At 60.8% G+C, this 19,855-nt stretch carries 17 protein-coding genes; 4 read left to right on the top strand and 13 right to left on the bottom strand.

Features of this window, described 5'->3' with window-relative positions:
* The first annotated feature begins 228 nt into the window (after positions 1-228).
* Both K6K41_RS11255 and K6K41_RS11250 read left to right on the top strand, forming a co-directional pair.
* Complete coding sequence (locus tag K6K41_RS11255) at positions 229-1,869, top strand: recombinase family protein (protein ID WP_315855220.1); 1,641 nt, start codon at positions 229-231, stop codon at positions 1,867-1,869.
* A 2-nt stretch (positions 1,870-1,871) separates the two neighbouring features.
* Positions 1,872-2,507 (top strand): hypothetical protein, encoded by a 636-nt coding sequence (locus tag K6K41_RS11250; RefSeq protein ID WP_261405113.1) that lies wholly within the window; start codon positions 1,872-1,874, stop codon positions 2,505-2,507.
* 195 nt (positions 2,508-2,702) lie between these two features.
* Here K6K41_RS11250 and lon read toward each other — a convergent pair whose 3' ends face one another.
* From lon to K6K41_RS11205, 9 genes are all read right to left on the bottom strand, one after another.
* Positions 2,703-5,015 carry an endopeptidase La gene (lon, locus tag K6K41_RS11245; RefSeq protein ID WP_261405706.1) on the bottom strand — a complete coding sequence of 771 codons (2,313 nt, stop codon included), beginning with the start codon at positions 5,013-5,015 and terminating at the stop codon, positions 2,703-2,705.
* Positions 5,016-5,106: 91 nt separating this feature from the next.
* Positions 5,107-5,517: an Hsp20/alpha crystallin family protein gene (locus K6K41_RS11240; RefSeq protein ID WP_261405112.1), complete on the bottom strand. Its 411-nt coding sequence runs from the start codon at positions 5,515-5,517 to the stop codon at positions 5,107-5,109.
* Positions 5,518-5,652: 135 nt separating this feature from the next.
* Positions 5,653-6,411 carry an SDR family oxidoreductase gene (locus K6K41_RS11235; protein ID WP_261405111.1) on the bottom strand — a complete coding sequence of 253 codons (759 nt, stop codon included), beginning with the start codon at positions 6,409-6,411 and terminating at the stop codon, positions 5,653-5,655.
* 12 nt (positions 6,412-6,423) lie between these two features.
* Positions 6,424-7,266 carry an alpha/beta fold hydrolase gene (locus K6K41_RS11230; RefSeq protein ID WP_261405110.1) on the bottom strand — a complete coding sequence of 281 codons (843 nt, stop codon included), beginning with the start codon at positions 7,264-7,266 and terminating at the stop codon, positions 6,424-6,426.
* Between the two features lie 59 nt (positions 7,267-7,325).
* The gene (locus tag K6K41_RS11225; protein ID WP_261405109.1) at positions 7,326-8,141 is read right to left on the bottom strand and encodes an SDR family NAD(P)-dependent oxidoreductase; all 816 of its coding nucleotides are present in this window, start codon (positions 8,139-8,141) and stop codon (positions 7,326-7,328) included.
* Positions 8,142-8,423: 282 nt separating this feature from the next.
* Positions 8,424-9,233, bottom strand: a complete 810-nt coding sequence (locus tag K6K41_RS11220; protein WP_261405108.1) for an NAD(P)H-binding protein — start codon at positions 9,231-9,233, stop codon at positions 8,424-8,426.
* Between the two features lie 171 nt (positions 9,234-9,404).
* The gene (locus K6K41_RS11215; protein WP_261405107.1) at positions 9,405-10,529 is read right to left on the bottom strand and encodes an epoxide hydrolase family protein; all 1,125 of its coding nucleotides are present in this window, start codon (positions 10,527-10,529) and stop codon (positions 9,405-9,407) included.
* A gap of 197 nt (positions 10,530-10,726) precedes the next feature.
* Positions 10,727-11,164, bottom strand: a complete 438-nt coding sequence (locus K6K41_RS11210; RefSeq protein WP_261405106.1) for a response regulator transcription factor — start codon at positions 11,162-11,164, stop codon at positions 10,727-10,729.
* Between the two features lie 87 nt (positions 11,165-11,251).
* Positions 11,252-12,007 carry a sensor histidine kinase gene (locus tag K6K41_RS11205; protein ID WP_261405105.1) on the bottom strand — a complete coding sequence of 252 codons (756 nt, stop codon included), beginning with the start codon at positions 12,005-12,007 and terminating at the stop codon, positions 11,252-11,254.
* Positions 12,008-12,661: 654 nt separating this feature from the next.
* On the opposite strand from K6K41_RS11205, the gene K6K41_RS11200 reads away from it, so the two are divergent.
* Both K6K41_RS11200 and K6K41_RS11195 read left to right on the top strand, forming a co-directional pair.
* Entirely contained in the window at positions 12,662-14,281 is a 1,620-nt protein-coding gene (locus tag K6K41_RS11200; protein WP_261405104.1) for a dihydroxyacetone kinase subunit DhaK, read from the top strand.
* A gap of 393 nt (positions 14,282-14,674) precedes the next feature.
* Complete coding sequence (locus tag K6K41_RS11195; protein ID WP_261405103.1) at positions 14,675-15,547, top strand: DUF3800 domain-containing protein; 873 nt, start codon at positions 14,675-14,677, stop codon at positions 15,545-15,547.
* A 32-nt stretch (positions 15,548-15,579) separates the two neighbouring features.
* On the opposite strand, the gene K6K41_RS11190 is transcribed toward K6K41_RS11195, so the two are convergent.
* The 4 genes from K6K41_RS11190 to K6K41_RS11175 all read right to left on the bottom strand — a co-directional run bounded on the left by K6K41_RS11190 (position 15,580) and on the right by K6K41_RS11175 (position 19,839).
* The gene (locus K6K41_RS11190) at positions 15,580-16,935 is read right to left on the bottom strand and encodes a restriction endonuclease PLD domain-containing protein (RefSeq protein WP_261405102.1); all 1,356 of its coding nucleotides are present in this window, start codon (positions 16,933-16,935) and stop codon (positions 15,580-15,582) included.
* Between the two features lie 664 nt (positions 16,936-17,599).
* Positions 17,600-18,883 carry a HesA/MoeB/ThiF family protein gene (locus K6K41_RS11185; protein WP_261405101.1) on the bottom strand — a complete coding sequence of 428 codons (1,284 nt, stop codon included), beginning with the start codon at positions 18,881-18,883 and terminating at the stop codon, positions 17,600-17,602.
* The gene (locus K6K41_RS11180) at positions 18,789-19,436 is read right to left on the bottom strand and encodes an E2/UBC family protein (RefSeq protein WP_261405100.1); all 648 of its coding nucleotides are present in this window, start codon (positions 19,434-19,436) and stop codon (positions 18,789-18,791) included. Before K6K41_RS11180 ends, K6K41_RS11185 begins: the two co-directional genes overlap by 95 nt.
* Positions 19,429-19,839, bottom strand: coding sequence for a hypothetical protein (locus K6K41_RS11175; protein WP_261405099.1), 411 nt, complete (start codon positions 19,837-19,839; stop codon positions 19,429-19,431). The genes K6K41_RS11180 and K6K41_RS11175 overlap by 8 nt, the downstream gene beginning before the upstream one ends.
* Positions 19,840-19,855 lie beyond the last annotated feature (16 nt).

Genomic DNA, 19,855 nt, shown 5'->3' with positions numbered 1-19,855 from the left:
GCTGCCGCATTGCCGGCCGAGGGTCGCATGACCGATGAAGCCACCTCTGCAACGCCTATGCCTTCATCTTCAGTCGACGCTGACAAGGAACGCGTGCTTCCGACTCCCCAGCAAGCGACAGTCCTTCTTTTTCGCCGAACGCTCGCGATCTCGTCGAGGCGCTATCGCGCTGGATAGTGCTGGGCCGCACCCGAACCGCCCAGGTTGACGACACCACGGGTGTCTAATATGTTTAGACAGATGGCGCGGCCTTGCTTGCCGCTTGAGAGCCCACATCGAGACGGACAAATGTTCATCGAATCAGCGAGCCTGGAGCGAGATGAGCAGAGGATCATGCCCCCTCTCGTGCTCCCTGTTACGCTCAGGACACTCCCGGGTTTCGTTGAGCGCACAAAGCGATCAGTGCTAATCGCAGAGCACTACGGTCGGACCTCTACTGACGAGCAAGATAGCGGGCCTACTCAGGAGGCAGCATGTCGCGCCGCTGCTGCCGAACATCGTTGGCAGTCTGGAGATTTTCACTACGATCACGGGCTGTCTGGGGTTCTTCCGATGGAAGAGCGACCCAAGTTGGAGCGCTTATACAACCGCGCACTTGCTGGCGAATTTGACGTACTTACTATTGCGACTCCTTGCCGTTTTGCTAGGTCACTTACCTCCTGGATAAATGCCTGGGCAGCCTTTCGACTGCGTGGTGTAAAGCTATACGATTGCTCCTCAAGAAAATTTATTGACGATCCCATCTCTGCAGCGCTTGCCGCAGGTGTTGCTGCGCAGGATTACGAGTCTACGGCTAACAAACTCTATCTTGGAATGCTTAAAGCTGCGAACGATGGATACAATCTTGGGGGCATTCCGTACGGTTTTACTATCGGAAGAGAGCGTGGTACGATAAGGGAAGATCCCATAAATGGGCCACGAGTAGTAACAATACTTGGCTGGTTGGCTGCCGGAGTTTCGCCTCAGATTATAAAATACTTGGTTGAGGCCAAAGGCTGGGAGTCTCCGCGCGGTTTCGACGGCTGGTGGGAGTCCACTATTGTTTATATAGCAACCAACCCAGCATATATCGGCATGATACGCTGGAGGGCGACAACAACAGTAGATAAGGTCCGGCTTCGAAATCCAGATGATCAAATAATATACGTGCGAGGGCTTCACGAAGCTCTCGTCACAGATGACATATTTTACGCTGCTGCGGCGCGAGTGGCCGGAACATCAAAATCGATTGATCGATCAGCCTACTTCCTTGAGAAGAAGGTGAAATGCCCAACCTGCGACGGATTCATGGGTAAAGCGAAGCATAATTTCGATTGCAATCATAAAGGAGATAATCGCATACGAAGCACTCTTCCGCGCTATGTACTGATTGAAGCAGTATTATCCATCATAAAAGACCTTATCCCGAAACTACAGCCCGATGGCGCGTTTATTGAAAGTACGCAAGCAAATCAGCGCGCCCGCCAAGCTGAAATTGACGCTAGAAAATCTGACATACGGACGCGCATAAAACGTATTGATGATGAAATATCTGAAATAATTGATCTCAAAATTACAAAGCGAATCTCTAATGAGCATTTCAATGATAAACACGAGCCCCGCGTTACTAGGAAAAACGAATTATATGCAATACTGACAGGGATCAAGGATGTCGAGATAACTCCGGTAGAGACGCAATACACGTCTGTAGGTGCGTTTGCGAAAGCGTTAGAGGAGTTCGGGAGGCGAGATCCAAATGCCAAGGACAACGAAGAAAGTGCACTTCTCGTTGCGAAAATGAACAGTATTATTCATGAGGTGCGATACAGGAGAAGAAATGAACGAGATTCGATTGACGTCCAAGTAGACATTAATATTTCCCGTTACTAGGAATGCCGGATGATCGGCCAGCTCAGTTTGAAAGGACGGTATTCTATGGAACGAACCCGCGCGCAACACAAATGTTTAGAGATGAAATAGTGCGGAGACTTGATGCCGGGGAAATTGGTCTAACAGATGACCAGCATCTCCACGTCCTCACTGCCTTGAGCGACATTCCATCAGCATCCGGCCGTCATTGGTTCGAAAATAAACGGACAGTTGAAGCGATAGTAGCTATTCATGCAAATTGGTTTTTTGGTAATAATGTGATGGAATACGCGCCAATTTATGCTACAACGTTTGCAGTGCTTAGGCAGAAAGGCTATGTGAATCGTGTTATTCGCTCTCTCGAGAGTGTTGGATTCGATTTTGTCGCAGTTAAAAAATTGGCAGGTGAGCTTCCAGGAAAGAGCGGATACCGTCGAGTTGGTATTGCCCATACGACAGATATTGAACCGGATTTGTGTAATCCGTCGTCTAAGCGAGAGATCAATCGTTTGAAGCGAAGGGAAGGAATTCGACGTGCTCGAAACCGCAAACTGGGGCCGATAGTGCTCGAAATTATCAAGCGTGAGTCACAGGATGTTGTTGATATTAGTAAACTTGAACCATATCTTGAGGATTCGTCTTTGAAGAAGAGCTTATAGTGGAAAGCGACATGTCGAGGGCGCGCTGGTCGCTCGCTCTTCGCTCCTTCAGAGGCGCTAAGTGGCGTTTCCGACCCCGGGACTGAAGCCATTGCACGAGTGCTCGAAGTTTTCGTCTCGAGATGACAAGCGCTTCTGACCCATGGCTGCCCTCCGGAGGGTCCGCTTTCTGACGCTCCATAATCGTGGAAGTTGCTACGTTTTGGCTGCGTTACTTCGAGGATCTAGGGCCGCCTCGATCGCTTGATCGACATGCTCGAGCCAAACGAACTCGAGCCGATCTCGGGCCTCCTTCGGGATGTCGTCATAGTCACGACGGTTCCTCGCCGGCAGCATGACGCGCGTCAGGCCAGCCGCCGCAGCAGCCACGACCTTCTCCTTGATGCCGCCGACAGGAAGCACAAGCCCACGCAACGAGATCTCACCAGTCATCGCAGTGTCGCTACGCACGGTGCGGTTCGTCATCAGTGACGCGAGAGACGTATACATGGCTACACCCGCACTCGGCCCATCCTTGGGCGTGGCGCCGGCTGGCACGTGGACGTGGATGTCGCTCTTGTCGAAGGCGGATGCATCAACGCCAAGCGAAGCCGCCTTGCTCTTCACGAGGCTGAGCGCCGCCTGGGCGCTTTCCCGCATCACGTCGCCAAGATGGCCGGTTAGGATGAAGCCGCCCCGGCCCGGATTGCGCGCCGCCTCGATGAAGAGGATGTCGCCGCCGACCGGCGTCCAGGCAAGTCCCGTTGCGACACCTGGCACGCTGGTGCGCATGGCGATCTCGTTCTCGAAGCGTGACGGCCCAAGGATGGCTTCGAGATCATCGACGCCGATCCGGACGTGGGTCTCGCTGCCGTCTGCGATTCTGACCGCGCCGTTGCGCAGCACACGACCGATCTCGCGCTCGAGGCTGCGCACGCCTGCCTCACGCGTGTAGTCGCGGATGATCGCCCGAAGCGCTTCTGTGTCGATCGCAGCCTGGTCAGCCGTCAGGCCGTTCGCCTCCAGCTGGCGGCGAGCCAGATAGCGCTCGGCGATCTGTAGCTTCTCGCCCTCGGTGTAGCCTGCGAGGCTGATGATCTCCATGCGGTCGCGCAGCGGGCCCGGGATCGTATCGAGCATGTTGGCGGTTGCGATGAAGACGACGCGCGACAGGTCGAACGGCACGCCGAGATAGTTGTCCCGGAACGTCCCGTTCTGCTCGGGGTCGAGCACTTCCAGCATCGCGGCCGAAGGGTCGCCCTGGATGCCGCGACCCATCTTGTCGATCTCGTCGAGCATCATCACCGCCCCGCGCGAGCCGGCCTTGCGGATGCCCTGGATGATGTTGCCAGGCAGCGCGCCGACATAGGTCCGCCGATGGCCGCGGATCTCTGCCTCGTCATGGACGCCGCCGAGGCTGACGCGCACAAAGGGGCGGCCCATGGCGCGCGCGATCGACTGGCCGAGCGAGGTCTTGCCGACGCCCGGAGGGCCGGCGAAGCACAGGATCGGGGCCTTCCCGTTCGGCGCGAGCTTGCGGACCGCCAGATATTCGACGATGCGGCTCTTGATCTTCTCGAGGCCGAAATGGTCCTCGTCGAGGATGCGGCGCGCCTCGGCGATGTCGATGTCGCCTGCGTCCGGCTCCTTCCACGACAGCTCGATCAGCCAATCGAGATAGGTGCGGATCATGCCGGCCTCGCCGGCGGCCTCAGGCATGCGCTCGTAACGGCGCAGTTCCTTGCGGGCTTGGTCCTCGACTTCCCTAGGCATGCCGGCGGCGGTGATCGCCTCGCTGAGCTCCGCGACTTCCTGGGCCTTGCCTTCGCCTTCGCCGAGCTCGCGCTGGATCGCGGCCATCTGCTCGCGTAGCACCGCCTCGCGCTGCCGCTCGTCGAAGGTCGCTTTGGTCTGCCGGCCAATCTCCTGGCTGATCTTAAGCACCTCGGCGCGCTCGGCGAGAAGGCGTGACACCCTCTCCATCCGTTCGACGAGGTCGACGGTCTCAAGGATCTCCTGCTTCTGTTCGGGCGAGACGTCCATATAGGCGGCGGTCATGTCGGCGAGCACGGCCGCCGACGGGGCCGACTGGATCGCCTGGACGAGCTCCTGCGGAACTTGCGGCAGCAAATTCAGCGCCTCGACAGCCTGCTGGCGCAGGTTGAGGAAGCGCGCCTCGATCTCGGGCGAGCGAGCGCTTGGCTCCGGGATCTGCAGCACCCGCGCGAAAGGGAACGGCGTGCCAGGGAAGAAGTCGAGCAACCGCATCCGTTGCGCGCCCTGCAAGACGACGTGGTGAGAGCCGTCCTGAGCGGTGACGTAGCGGACGATATTGGCGACCGTGCCGACGCCGTAGAGGTCGGCGGCGCCAGGTTCCACGACCTCTGGGTCCTTCTGCAGGACCACCGCGATCTGGCGTTCCTCGCGGACCGCTTGCTGGATCGCCGCGATGCTCCGAGGACGCGCGATCGAGAACGGCGCGATAAGGTTAGGGAACAGCACCGAGCCACGCACCGGCAGGATGATCATGCCGTCAGAAGGCAGCGCCGGCGCGGAGCGATCCTCAGCTGCGGCTTCGATAGGGTCCGAATTTCCGAAAATGTCGCTCATGCTCTCAGCCTCAGATCGCCTTCGTCAGGCTGAACAGCAGGCAGCCGTCGGCCGCCGCTTGCCGCACGCCGGAATACCGTCCGGCAGGCAGCGGGATACGGCGCTCGAAACGACCCTGTGGAAGTTCGAGACGATGGATGACCGCGTTGCGCAGGGCGGCTGGCAGCGTCCGGCGGCCGGCCACCACGAGAGCCCCGTCCTCGATCGCCGCCTCGACGCGCTCGGGATTGACGCCAGGCAAGGCGACAAGCACCAGAACCTCGTCGTCGGTCTCGATGACGTCGACGGGTGGCTCCCAAGCGGGTTCACGCGGCGTCGCAGTCGCCTGGAGAACGAACACCTGGCGATGCAGGCGTTCGGCCCGGGCAAGCGTGTCGAGCGCTTCACCCAGCATCCAGTTCAAAGGGTCTCGATTGGCCAAGGAAGCGCCTCTTGGACTGGTCCACGAGCCGGCTCCGCGGACGACGCAGAAGGTGGGAACTGGTCCGGCTTGCCACAAGCCGGAATTGGGTCGGACCGTCCGCCAGAGCGACGTTCCGATCCGACCCTAGAGCGTTCAAACCGGCATAGGGTTCGCGACAATGCTCATGTTGAAGGCGTTCACGAGAGCATGTTCCTGCGGGCCGGGATTAGCCCGCACTCGCTGGACCGCTTCAACCACCACTTCTTCGACCTCAGTCGCCAAGCCAGCCATCGTCTGCTCAATGAAGGCGTCGAGCGGCATTGCGCGAGGGTCGTCACTCTTCTTGACCAGGTCCGTGTTGACCCACGGCGGCGTGATCTCCTGAACGCGCACCGACGTCTCACGCAGCATGAAGCGCTGCGAGAGCGTGTAGGAGTGCAGAGCGGCCTTGCTGGCTGAATAGATCGCGGCAACCGCCAAGGGCATGAATGCCAGGATCGAGGTGTTGTTGACGATGGTTGCGCGCGGTTGGCTCTTAAGGTGTTCGATCAGCGCCGACGTCATGCGGATCGTGCCGAGCAGATTGGTCGTGAGCACGCGCTGAGCGTCTGCGTCGTCCACCACGCCACCGGCGTCGTCGAAGGGCATGATCCCCGCATTGTTGATCAAGACATTAAGGGTCGGATGCTCACGAATAAGCTCGTCCGCCACCCGCTTGATGCTCTCAGGATCAGCGATGTCGAGTTCGATCCCGACCATGCCGGGGTTGGCTTTGGTGACCTCCGAAAGCAGCTCCTTGCGGCGGCCGGCGACGATGACCTTGTTGCCCAGCTTGTGGAACGCTTCGGCAAGGCCTCGGCCAATTCCCGAAGTCGACCCGGTGATGAAGACGGTATTGTCGGTGAGTTGCACGACTTCGATCCTTCAGAGGGTTTCAGCGATCAGGCTTTGCGAGCCGCCGCGGACCCAATCCACGATGAGCCCGGCGTAGATTTCTGGTTCGTCTTCCCAGACGAAGTGACCTGCATCGACGATCTCGCCTCTCGCATGCGGAAGGCCTTCGACCAGCAGATCTCCATTCCCCGGAGGGACGAGCGGGTCGGTTTTTCCGGAGATGACGAGCGTCGGCGTCTTGATCGAAGGCAGCAGGTCGTGAAGACGCGGCAAGTCGGACGGATACGCCCGGACATAAGCGGCTGCGGCTTTGTAACGACCCTCGGCGGATGAGAGCCGATAGTCCTCCAGAGCGTCGGCAGGCGGTTGGTTTCTCGACAGCCGCTTGATGCGATCAGCGACGATCTGGCCGTCGGAGCCGCCGTCGATCTCCGACAATGGCCCTTCAATCACGCTTCGAAGGCCTGCTCCCACGAGATCCATGCTCGTGCCGCCGCTGCCTACGATCACGCTTTCAAACATCGAAGGCTTCTGCGAAGCGGCGAACAGCGCCGCCGAGGTGCCGATGTCCGGGCTGACCGCGTGGACGCGCTTCAGGCCGAACGCTTCGGCAATCTTCACGATGAAGCCGCCCATCGTCGCCGGGGTCATGAGGTCCGCTCGAAACTGCGAGCGCCCGAAGCCGGGCAGATCGACGGCGACCAGCGGCCCCACGTCCTGAAGCAGCGGCCAGATCGCGTGAAACGCCTGGACGCTTTGCGGCCAGGGGCTCGTCAGCAGAAGGGGCGGCCCTTTGGACGTGCCACCCTTGGCATAGCGGATCGAGAGGCCATCGACGGTTATGACATCGGTCTCGAGAAGAAAGTTCTTCATGTTGGGGCTCCGCATTGGCCGGGCCTGCTCGGATCGCTCGACGAAGTGTCGCGCTCCGTTCAGGCGGCGACGCTGGTCTGCACGAGGTACCGGGGAGCCGGCAGCGATCCGCCGAGGTGACCTGCGAGAGCTTTGCGGGCGTCGTCGTAGGCGTCCCACTCTCCGGCGTCCTGGAGCAGCGGGATCGTGACGACCTCTCCTGCGTCGAAGCCCATCAGCGCGGCGTCGACCAATGCGTCGGCCCGCATGACAATCTCAGCCGGGAGGTTTTGGTGACCGCCGACGCCCGCAACTTTCCAGAAATCCGTCGCGGTGGCGCCGGGAAGCACCGCTTGGACCCGAAGCCCCTTCGATGCGAGCTCGTGATCGAGCGACTGGGTCAGCGCGAGGACATAGGCCTTGCTGGCGCCGTACACGCCATTCAACACCTCAAGGCCGATCGCGACGGTCGACGAGATGTTGATGATGGAGCCGCCGCCACGAGCGACAAAGGCCGGCGCTGCTGCGTAGGTCAGGCGGGTGAGCGCGGTGATGTTGACCCCGATCATCCGCTCCATGTCGTCGACGTTGGACTGGAGCAGCGGAGACGCGGATCCAAAGCCGGCATTGTTGACCAGCACCGAAACGCTCGCATCGTCGCGCAGGCGGGCCTCAAGCATTCGAAGGTCGGTCGCGGAGTTGAGATCTGCAGCAATGGTCTCGACGACATTGCCGCCAACGTTGCGGGCGCGCGTCGCGACCTCTTCGAGGCGTTCCTCGTTCCGCGCAACGAGGATCAGATCGTAGCCGCGCCGCGCCAAACGGTCAGCGTACATGGCGCCAATGCCACCAGAAGCGCCAGTGATGAGCGCCACACCCAAAGTACTAACTGCCATTTCCTTCTCCCAACCGTGGTCCTGATAGCTGAGCTTTAACGCTTTGCTCCGCGCCGTTCTGCTATACAGTTGATCTGGTAGAACTATACGTTGGTATGGCAGCCTGACATATTGTGCATTTTAAATCACGAACACCTCTAAAAATATTATCTTGACGCGATCGCGCGATTTTTATTTTGCATTGCTACAATGACGACCGACTAATCCGTTCTGGGCGATGTAAAGTGCGCAATGTTTCTTTTGAGCCAATCATCGACGGATTTTGGTTCCTTTCCTGTGATGTCATAATAAGTATTTTGTTGTTTCGCTCATTGCTGAGTCGTGAAAAATCCTATCAAGTCCGACTGAAATCTCAGCAGCCATTTCGGTAAGTCCCGCGTCTAAAAGCGTCTGCTTTTGATCGTCTGGCGCGCGATGCTCATAGACTACCTTTCTGCCAAGTAGTCGCGAAATCGCTTCTGCAATCTCAGGCATGCTCACAGCTTTCGGGCCGGTGAGATGGTATGCACGGCGAGACGTTAGAGGCCGCTCCTCCATAAGGGCGACGCGCGCGACGTCGGCGACGTCGCTCGTGTTGATAAAGTTCACTCGGCCATCGCCGGCCGCGCCGCCCCATAAATCTTGCAGGACGAAGGCTCCCGCTCGGGACAATACATCAGTGAACGTGCTCGGCCTTAGGATGGTATATCCCAGATCCGTATCAGCCAGACGAGCTTCGATTTCAGTGTGCCAATCGAACGGATGGTATTTGCTTGGCGGCCCCATGGCAGACAGCTTTACAATGTAAGATACACCGCTCTCAATGGCCGCATCAATCAACGCGATCTCGTTCTTGACTTGCTGATCCGACGTTCCGTGAGCAAGAAAAAGGCGTTCAACTCCGCGCAGCGCGTCGACAAGAGATGAGTGTCTGTCGAAGTCTATCGTACGCATAGGTACGTTGATCGGCAGCACATCGTTCTTGGCTCTACGGCTGAGAGCTACCAACTGTACTGGGTCGCCTAAAAGTTTGCCCACTAGCGCGGCGCCAACTCGGCCGGTGGCGCCAGCGATCGCGATCTGAGGCCCGCAAGATTGAACGTCCGTCGGCATGGCAACCCCCGAAAGATAAAATTCAATTCCACTAAATATTGGCGAGCTTCTGCGCTTGCCGATTTAGATAATAGCGTGGCACTCTAAAATATATGATTAGAATTATTTGGGATATCATATATCTTTATGTGCAAATTGCCTGTACGTTCGTATACAAGCTATCCTGCTCACCTAAAAAATCTTCCCAACAAATTCTCGGATATCGCTCAACATAAGCCTTGGCTCTTCAAGAGAAGCGAAATGTCCACCGCTTGGCATGTCGGTCCAGTGCACGACGTTGTAGGTCTTCTCGAGGAATGAGCGTGGCGGCGGGGCGAAAACGGGATCAGGAAACGCAGCCACGCCCAACGGGACTTCGATCCGGGTCCCCGCGCTGAACGAACCGGCGCGCTCAAGGCGCTTGCCGTGATAGATCCAGGTCGCCGTCACAACCGCCGACGGCCCAATGTAGAGCATGATATTCGATAGTAGAAACTCTTCAGAAAATTTGCTCCAGACGTCCGGATCGCCATTGGATAGCTTGGGCAAGTCCGCCCACACTCCGAACTTCTCCAGTATCCAGGCTGCAACACCAACAGGGCTGTCAGCAAGCACGGCCCCCAAAGTCTGGGGTCTCGTTTCCTGCTCGAGATTATAGCCAAGCTCCCATTCGAATATCTCCGAACAGCGGGTGGCGAATGCGATCTCATCTGGCGTAGTCGGCGCAGCATCTGAGGCATGGACATAGGCCATGTTGATGTGAGCGCCGAGCAACCGGTCTGGTTGCCCGAACGTCATCCAACTCGCGATGTGCGCTCCCCAATCCCCTCCGTGGACGATGAACCGCTGCGGACCGAAGAGAGCGTGCATCAACAAGGCGAACAGTTGTCCGGCCCAGCGCGGGCCGACGGCGACGTTCGCGCACGAGAAAGCGAAACCCGGCAGCGAAGGAACGACGACGTCGTGCCCATCGGAGGTCAATGGTTCGATGAAGGCTTCAAACTCGAGGAATGATCCAGGCCAGCCGTGCAGAAGAAGTATCGGCGGCTTCGAGCCGTCGCCCCGCGCGTGAATGAAATGAATGCAGGTTCCGTCGATCTCGGTGATGAAGTGTGGAAGCCGATTCAAGCGCTGCTCAACCGCCCGCCAGTCGAAGCGAGTAAGCCAATAATCGGACAACCGTCGAAGGTCTTTCTTGCCTACGCCTGATCGCCATCCGCCAAGGTCAGGGAGGTTGCTCCAGTCATATCGCGCCACGCGATCGCGGATGTCAGCCAGCCGTTCGTCCGAGATCTCGATCTTGAAAGGCTCAATCATCGTCGCCCTTTAGTCCGCGCAGTCGTCGGCCCGAGGCGGACGCTCCGAGATCGATTGGTCTGCATCAATACGAGATGTTGGGCAGATGGTCGCCGTATGCCTCCGGCGGGGCGATATGAACGACCGTACAGGTGTTAGGTCGCACCAGACCGCGCTACGTTGGCCCCGAGTTTATGGGTCGGGAGCGCTGATCGACCCTAGTGGATTGTCAGGTCCCCCAGGGCGGTCTCAAGGCTGGCCTGCAGATCGCTGCCGTCAAAAGGCTTCCTGAGGAACGACACGGCTCCGGCGGACAGAACACGCTCTTTGACCGCCTCCGTGGGGAAGGCCGTCATGAAGATGATAGGGAACCGTCGCCCTGCGGCGATCAGCTTGTCTTGCAGGTCAGGGCCGCTGATGAGCGGCATCTGAACGTCGGAAATCATGCAAGCCGGCTCTTCGTCGCCGCCTTCTTTCAAGAACGCCATCGCCGACTCGAACGTACGCGTCCTGTAACCCAGCGATCGGACGAAGCTGGCCGTCGAAATCCTGACGGCCTCGTCGTCGTCCACAATCGCAATCATTGGCACCTGGCTCATAATCGCCTTAACGCTCTTTACGCTGGATAGGCCGCATGCGGCCTGCGCGAATTCCATTGAGCGCAATATGAGAGATCAGGCCCCGTGCTTGGAATCATACAGAGGTTTGTCGACGGCAAATTCTTCGTGTGAATCTACCGGAGGTTACGGCTGGTTCGCCCCGCACGCAGACCATTCGCGAACGGTCACCGACATGGTCGTTCCCGCGCCGAGCGTAGAGCTGACCGAGATGGGGTGCGCGAGCGCCTGAGCAGTCTGCCGAACGATATGCAGGCCAAGGCCCAAGCCCTCGATGGGCCCCCCGTTCTGGCTGCTGCGTTCGAAGGCGTCGAAGACTTTCGTGAGGTCCTCGCTGCGGATGCCGCAGCCGCGGTCACGAACTTCAATCTCCACTTTGCCATCCGAGGGCGACGCAACGATATCCACGGTCGCTCCACGGTTCGAGAACTTGATCGCGTTCCAGATCAGGTTCTTCAAGATGGACTGGAACATCCTCGGATCCGTCATGACGATGCGGTCTGGGAAGCTGAACGTCAGCCGGACATCGCACGCTGCGGCGTAGGCAGCGGTCGCTTCTTTGACCCGACCCAGAAGGTGATCCAGCTCCACGGGCTTTATGTTCGGCTTTAGAGAAGCGCCCGCCTGCGAAAGCATCGCGATGTCTTCGAGGTCGTCGTTCAGGCGAATAAGAGCGCCTTCCGCGATCCTCAGAAAGTCCGACTCGACCTCTGCGCGGGAGGGAGCGATCGCGCGCTGGATGCAGAAGAGCGCTACGCTGAGTGGCTGTTTCAGATCGTGTCCTGCGACAGCTAGGAGCCTGAGCGCCGCTTCTGCGCGAAGCGCGTCTTCAGACGGGCGTTCGAAGCCTTTCCCCATAGGCGAGACCGAAATCGTTTCCATTGCATTATCCCCCTAGCGGCGCCGAGTTCGTGTATCTGTGAAGATCATTACGTATACGACGCGCTCGTAAAACTATACTGAGGTTTGTATGCATCATATTTGGATGGTGAATTGCAGCTTTTATCGATTATAAGCTGTCCGCCGAAAATAAAATTCGGAGACCTTATTTTTCATCGATGTCGCCCGATTAATGTTCTGACGTTTCAGTCTTCCCCACTGCCGGCCAACTCTTCCGCATTTGAATGCGAGCATGCGTGAAGGTGAGCGTTGACGGGCCAAGTCGCGAGAAGTCCGCTCAACGGGAACATCGTTTGACGTCTTGCTGTGGAGCGAATTGCGCGGGCGCGCTTGCGAAGGCGCTAGCGCAAGTCATCGCGAGCAGAGCAGCGCTGGTCATAAAGAGCGCGCGGTACTCAATCCAGAAGGACTGCAAACTCATCCTAGCCTCCACCTCATTGTTCATACGAGAGCGTGACGGAACATCGTCGCCACAGCAATCGTGCGGATGTCCGCTGAACCGAGACTTCCAGGCAGCCGGACACCTCCCGGCGTATAGGCGGCGGCGCGATCGGTTACCCGGGCGTTGGCTTGCCTGCGCCCTATCTGGCGGACATCGCGAAGCCAGCCGAGGAGTCGCTTCCTGTGAAGAGTTTCATGAACGCCCGCTCGGCGGTGGTGACCGACGCGGTCGAGGGCCTTCTCGCGGCGTCGGGCGGGACACTGGCTCGGCTAGACGCCTATCCGGACATCAAGGTGGTGCTGCGCGCCGACTGGGACCGGTCCCGCGTCGCGCTCGTCTCCGGCGGCGGCTCAGGCCATGAGCCGGCCCATGCGGGGTTCGTCGGCGAGGGGCTGCTGACGGCCGCGGTCTGCGGCGAGATCTTCGCCTCGCCGACGGTCGACGCCGTGCTCTCCGCCATCGTTGCGGTCACGGGCGAGCCGGGCTGCCTGCTGATCGTGAAGAACTACACCGGCGACCGGCTGAACTTCGGCCTGGCGGCCGAGAAGGCGCGCGCCCGCGGCCTGAAGGTCGAGATGGTGATCGTCGGCGACGACGTCGCGATCGAACATGCGCCCCAGCCGCGCGGGATCGCCGGGACGCTGCTGGTCCACAAGCTCGCCGGGGCCGCGGCCGCCGCGGGGCTGTCGCTCGAGGAGGTGAAGGCGCGAGGCGAGGACGCCGCGGCGCATGTGCGCTCGCTCGGTCTGTCGCTCACCACCTGCGCGATGCCGGGAGCCGAGCGCGAGGAGCGCATCGCGCCGGACAAGGTCGAGCTCGGCCTCGGGATCCACGGCGAGCCGGGCAGTCGCATCATCGATTTCGCCGCCGCCGACCGCCTCGTCGAGCAGGTCGCGGCTCCGCTTCTGGAGGCGCTGGCGCCGGACGAGCGCGTCGCCCTGATGGTCAATTCGCTCGGCGGCACGCCGCCGCTCGAGATGTCGATCGTCATGGCGGCGGTGGCGAGGACCAGGCTTGCGGAGCACGTCGATCTCGTGATCGGCCCGGCGCCGCTGATGACATCGCTCGACATGCGCGGCTTCTCGCTCACCACGCTCGCGCTGGACGAGGGGCGCCGCACAGGGCTGCTGGCGCCGGCGACGAGCGTCGCGTGGACGGGGCCGAAGGCGTTCGCGCCAGCGCGGGTCGTTCCCGCGCTGCCATTGGACGACGGTCCGGCTGTCCCGCCGTCGAACGATCCCGCCGTTCGCCGCCTAATCGAGACGACGACCGCGCTTCTGAAGCGCTGCGGGCCGGAGCTCGACGCGCTCGACGCAAAGGTCGGCGACGGCGACGCGGGCTCGACCTTCGCCAACATCGCGACCGCGGTCGAGAACCGGCTCGACGCGCTGCCGCTCGCCGATCATCCGGCGCTGCTCGCCGAGATCGGCCATATCCTCTCGCGCGTCGGCGGCGGAAGCAGCGGCGTGCTGCTCGCGACCTTCTTCACCGCGGCCGCGGCCGCGCTCGGCGAGGACCCGGTGCCGGCGAAGGCGTTGAAGGCGGGCCTCAAGCGCATGCAGGACTACGGCGGCGCGAAGCGCGGCGACCGCACCATGATCGACGCCATGGAGCCGGCGATCGACATGCTCGTCGCGGGCGCCGGCCTCGCTGAGGCTGCCGAAGCTGCCCGCCGCGGGGCAGACGAGACCCGCTCGATGGCGACCGCGCGCGCTGGCCGATCGTCCTATGTTCCGTCAGGGGCGCTGAGCGGAGTTCCCGACCCCGGCGCAGAGGCTATTGCACGGATACTCGAAGCACTCGCTTCTGCATGACGAGAGCTTTTGACCCATTGCTGCCACTCGGAGCGTCCGGTTTCGGACGTGATCTGAGGCTGAAGCCAACGTAGAGATGGGCTGACGGTGAGTCCCTATGCCGTGCTGAAGTAGCGCGCCAGGCGACCGTCATCGTGGCGATGACGCGAACAGCTGGAAAATCGGGGCCACCCACCCACAGACTATGGTATGTCGACAGGGCTTGAACGGCTGCCGCAACCAACGGCTTCGCGGAAGGATCCCTCTTGATTTTTCGTGCCGCTAGCTGTAGATAAGCTCCATAAGCTGAGAGCGCTGATACGTCGGTGCGTTGAACGATTGCTTCACTCGGCTTACCAGTTTTTATTTTTTTATACGGGCCCGTTTGGGCCCTTTTTTTGTTTTGAGGGGCCTGTGTACCTGCTTTACCTAGATGAGTCTGGTCACGCTTATGATCCAAGCACGGATTTTTTCGTGCTGGCTGGCTTCAGCATTTTCGAGCGGCAAACTCACTGGCTTGAAGGCCAGATAGATCCAGTAGCCGAGCGCTTCAGCGCCACTAATCCGCGTGAAATTGAGTTCCACGGCAGTCCGATGCGTTCCGGAAAGGACGAATGGAAGGGCGTTCCTCCAGCGGATCGCGTTCAAGCTGTCGTTGATATTTTGTCTCTCCTATCCGATCGCCAGCTAAAACTCAAAGTTTACGCTTGCGTGATCGAAAAGAAGCTGCTCAAGCCTGAAGATATTTTGGCGACGACCTTCGAGGAAGTGGCTTGCTGCTTCGACGACTACCTCAAGTCGCTTTACTACAAGAAGGATCCCCAGCGCGGCTTGGTTATCCTCGACAAGAGCAACTACGAACAAACCATCCAAACACTATCTCACGTTTTCAAACACGTAGGCCACGCTTCAGGCAAGTTGCGGAATTTTGCCGAGGTCCCGCTCTTTCTTGACTCAAAAGCCTCTCGCCTGATCCAGATGGCGGACCTGATAGCCTATTGGATATTCCGGCATTTCGAGTCGGGCGACTCACGTGGGTTCAATATGATCAGCCCTTACTTCGCGCGCTTCGGCACCCGCACAGCACCAATGTATGGCTTGAAGCAGCACGTCACGGCAGAGACCACCGAACGCCTGGCTGCGCTCGCTCCGCATGCGCACCCGTTCCCTGGTCCGACCCCAAAGCCCGCTCTCGCAGCCGTTGGTTCCGCCACACCTCTAGTTGCGGCAGCGACTAAGCCGGAAGACGCGCTTGATCCTGCCGCAGGGCGACGGGCGCCGAGATGAATTCGCTCCGCGCATGTTCGACGCGCGATTTCCTACGGCAGCCAGCTGTTTTCGCCCCATCCCGCCTCGTCCAGGCTTTCCTCCAACTCTAAACGGACGTCGCCTGGCGCATGGGCTCCGAGGAAGCCCAACCGTTCGACGAACGACCTTATGATCCGGCTGGCACCGCCGGTTGTGACGCTCGCCCGGTAGGTCAGGTCTTCGAAGAACGAGGTCTCGAACTCCCTGACCGCGTGTGCGTCCTCCCATATATCGGGCATGTCGGCCAACGTAAGGGTGCGGGCGAGGCGCCTGCAGGCATCCTCGTCCGACAATGTCGTCGTCCTCGACCGTAGAAAACGCTCGAACAAGGCTTGGCGGTTCGGGACCGGCTGAACCTCGATTTGGTGCCTGTCGAGCAGGCCCTGCAAGGATGTCACGTGCGCAACGAAGGCGACACGAACCTTTTCCTGCCCCGGGCCGGTGTTCAACTCGTCGGCTATTCCCGTCAACTTCCTGAAACGATCCGCCTCATCGTTAGCAATGCGCAGCCTGAGCTCCCTGGCATACCTCCTCGGCATCCATAGCCCGAGCACGGTGTCGATACTCGACCGGCGGTACTGGGTACGCTTGGCGACAGCCTCCTCACCGTCCAAGGCTGCCAGGTCGTCGAAGCCTAGGGCGCTGCGAAGGCTGAAGCCGAACCCTTCCGTGCGAGGGCGGGCATGCTCGACCCCAGCCTCACCGGCGAGGACCGCTCCGATCTGCTCACGGTTTTCCGGCGTGAAGCGGAAGGCATCGAAGGTGAAGAGGCGGGGCGTGGGCGGCTTGTGGCAGAGCTTCCCGGCCAGGAAGAAATCCCGCAGCGTACGGATATCAACCGCGGGCTGAGGCTCCGCGACCGACCGCGCCTCCTCGAACACAGCATCCATGTACGCCATCAGCGCATCGTGCCGCCCCGTCAGTCGCAGCATCAACTCGTGGCGCTTGCTGCCCGGATTGGCTGACCCGACGTACCAGACCGGATGCGTGGTCCTCAGGATGCGAAACAGCTTCGTGTGAAAGTGGACCGGCGAGTTCATGACGACCTTGACTGTGACGTCCCTGAACCCGGAGCTCCGAAGCTTCCTTTCCACCTCACGCATGTCGGTCCACGTCCGCGGGATTAGGGCCGTGGCCTCCAGCCCGACGGCGATCCTAATCGTGCAGTCGCGCCTGGCATCGCGAGGCACCTTCCGGCAGACGTTCACCAGGGCGTCGACGGCGTAGTAGCCTCCAAGGATGGCGATCTCCGTGGCGCCCCTGGCATCGCCGTGGATGGCTTCAATCAGTTCCTCGAAATGGATCTCCCTGTCGGCCAGGCCGATCAGGTCCTCACGATGCACATAAATGGCGTCGTCGACGTTCATCGCCCCAGCGCCCCGCCCCGGTACACAGGCGCGCCCCACCGACCCAGACGAATGCTTTAGCTACGCCAAAGGGCCCGGCACGGTCCGCGCTAAAGCACGACAGCTACGCGGATTAATGTAGCGCACCCCCCCTGAGGTTGCGACTGCTCTGGGGAGGTCCGCTTCTTCGTAGACGCGGGCCCGCCTGGCGGCGGCCTTTTCGAAGCGCTGCTCGTAATCGACCGCCAGTCCGAGGACTGAAGGCCGAGCCGGCTTCGGAGTTGACGACTCCGCCCGTTAGGCTCGGCTCACCGCAAGTATAAGCAGGATCATTGAGTTCGACGTCACGTTCTGATGGCGATCAAGCGGGAGGGCTCGATACCAAGTAGCGGTGTCAGCCATTCGCTCGCGTCGACATGTTTGGTTCTAGCGCGTCTCTGCCGGCAGATCTCGTCCCGGGATGGCCCACAGCGGACTTTCGGTATGTCTGCTGGTTGCCCGCAAATGGACCCTGCCGCATCGTTCGCAGGCGGGACGCGTATGGGTCGAAGCGCAAGGTCGCCGCTGCGCGAAGTCGCTCAGGCGGGCACGGAGGTCGACGGCACGGATCTAATCCCCTTCGTCGACACCTAGGCGGCTGCTCGCTATCTAGCGCTTAGTCCGCACTCCCGAATTGAAGTGCCGATCAAGCAGCTTCATCGGAACGCTTGGCTCCGCAAGCTGCGCAAGCAGTAGACGTCCAGGCTCGATCGACCGTCCGAACCCCCTGGGCAACTGTGCCAAAAGCGGAGCGCCAGCCTTCAGTCAGGCGTCCGCCAAGCGCAGCCACACGGCGCGGCGAAGCCACAAATACGCGATTAAAAGATTGCGCAGGTGGATCGAGGAGGCAATCCATTGCCGCATCTGCGATCATCGCCGTCACATAGGCTAGCTCCACCGGCCCGTAGGGCTGATAGTGCGCGCCACACGCCGGTTCCTCCAAGCTTGCATCGCCTCCTTCCGGCCAATCGATCACGGTTAGATCCGGCACACCGGTTCGTCCAATATGGCATTGCAGACAACCGCCGTCCGCGCCGACCGCGACGGCATGGCCGGCGCAGGCATGGGCCTCGGTCCAGCCATAGAGAATTGGCCTCGGCCGTCCTTGCGCGACGTGCCACCGATTGAGAGCGCTTTCGGCAACCCAGTTGCCCGTCGCGGCGACGATGAGATCGGTCGCGGCGAGTAGATCCTCGTCTTGCGCGATAAGCTGGTGGAGGTCGCACGGGCGATGTTCCACCGTGAGATGCGGATAGTCGATCTGAAGCCGCTGCGCCAAAGCCTCTGCCTTATTACGGCCGACATCAGCCGCACCGAGCGGATGACGACTAACGTTCGGCCAGCCCAGCGTTTCTGGATCGACCATAACGATCCGCCCGACCCCCGCCTGGGCCAGCGCGCAAGCGACGGGCGCACCGACCGAACCACATCCGATGATGACGACGGTCGCGCCCAGCAGACAGCGCGTGCGAGGATCCTGGCCTCGCCCGTGCACCCAATCGGCGTCCGCGCGATGCACGTGAGTCCGCATGACCGGGAGCGCGCCAAAGAAGCGCCTAAGAAGGAGCGGCTGTGGCGTATGGTGCGGTCGGAATCCGACCGATAGAGGTTCGTCGGGCGCGCGCGGCCGGCCGTTGCGTCGCTTCGGGTTGGGTGCCTTCACGCCAATCAGCGCCGCGCCGCCGCGCCCGATCGCGCCCAATAGCGTCAACACCTCGTCGGGCTCGTGGCCTGCCACCTCTTCGAGGACGGCCTTGGCGTCTTTGCCAATCCGCTCGGCTAGCAGATGGAGATCGGCCGCGGTCTCCGGATAGTCGCAGGGCAAGGGCGGCGTCTCAAGCCAGAGGAAGGCCGCCGCCTCGGTCTTGACCGGAGTCTTGTCGCCGAAGCGATGGCGGATCCAGGCGACGAGCGACTCCTGATCCCCCAACTAACTCGAGGCCCTTGCCGCGCCAGACCTGCACTTGCCGCGATGGAGGCGCGGGCGCGACCAAGCTGAACAGGGCCTCACCCTTAGAATGCACCTTGTAGCCCCAATAAGTCACGAACTCCTCGCGGAAGTCGCGCTCAATGATGCTTCCCTCCAGCAGTTCCTCGATCAAGCTGATCGAGCGATGAAGGAGCCCCAGGGCGACCGCCGACGGATCGTCGGGATCCCACTCGGCCATGTTGGGTAGCAGGCAAAGGATACCGTCGCCCTCGACATGCGGCCAGGTCATCGCCACGGGGTGATCTACCAGCGCCGTTCGCACCGGCGTCGTCGGAAAGTGCGCGCCGGCCAGCAGATCGACGCGCCGGGTCACCCCGTCGGAGAACGCGACGCTGATCCGCCAGCCGGCCGCGATCCAGTCGCGGGTCGGATAGTCGGAGCCGATCGTTGTCGCATCAAGACGTTCGGGCGCCTGCCCCGCACGCTCGCGCAAGCCCGCTTCGAGACGAAGCGCTGCCTGTCGCCAACCGAGCGGGAGGGCCTCTTTAGGCATGGCGGCCGCCGCCGGCACTGCTGACCGCGCTCGCCGCCGCCGCAGTCGCGCCCAACAAGGCGGCCGAGCCGATGATCGCCGGGGCGGCCACGTGCGCGCGCTGCTCCTCCTCCAGGCGCTCGCTGAAGAAGGTGGTCGCGAACACCTTGTCCCAGCACTTGAGCGCCTTCTCGCGCGTGCAGTCGGCGGCAAACAGCGGCGCCAGCGTGTCGATCGCCTCGGTCAGCTTCTCGCGGAAGCGGCGCGCCTTGGCATCGTCGGAGCCGCTTGTGATGGTGTCCCCCGGCGTCACGGGGTGGGTGACGACGAGGTCCCAGTTCAACCGGTCCCGGATCGCGACCATGGTGTCGTACAGCGCCCGGTCCTCGCGGTCATTGACCCGAAACCTCTCGGTGGTCAGCACCGAGATTCCGAAGCCG

Origin of the sequence: Chenggangzhangella methanolivorans (assembly GCF_019797865.1) — a bacterium.
Lineage (GTDB): Bacteria > Pseudomonadota > Alphaproteobacteria > Rhizobiales > Methylopilaceae > Methylopila > Methylopila methanolivorans.
Note: the sequence above shows the minus strand (reverse complement) of the source record. Positions and strands in the feature narration are given on the sequence as shown.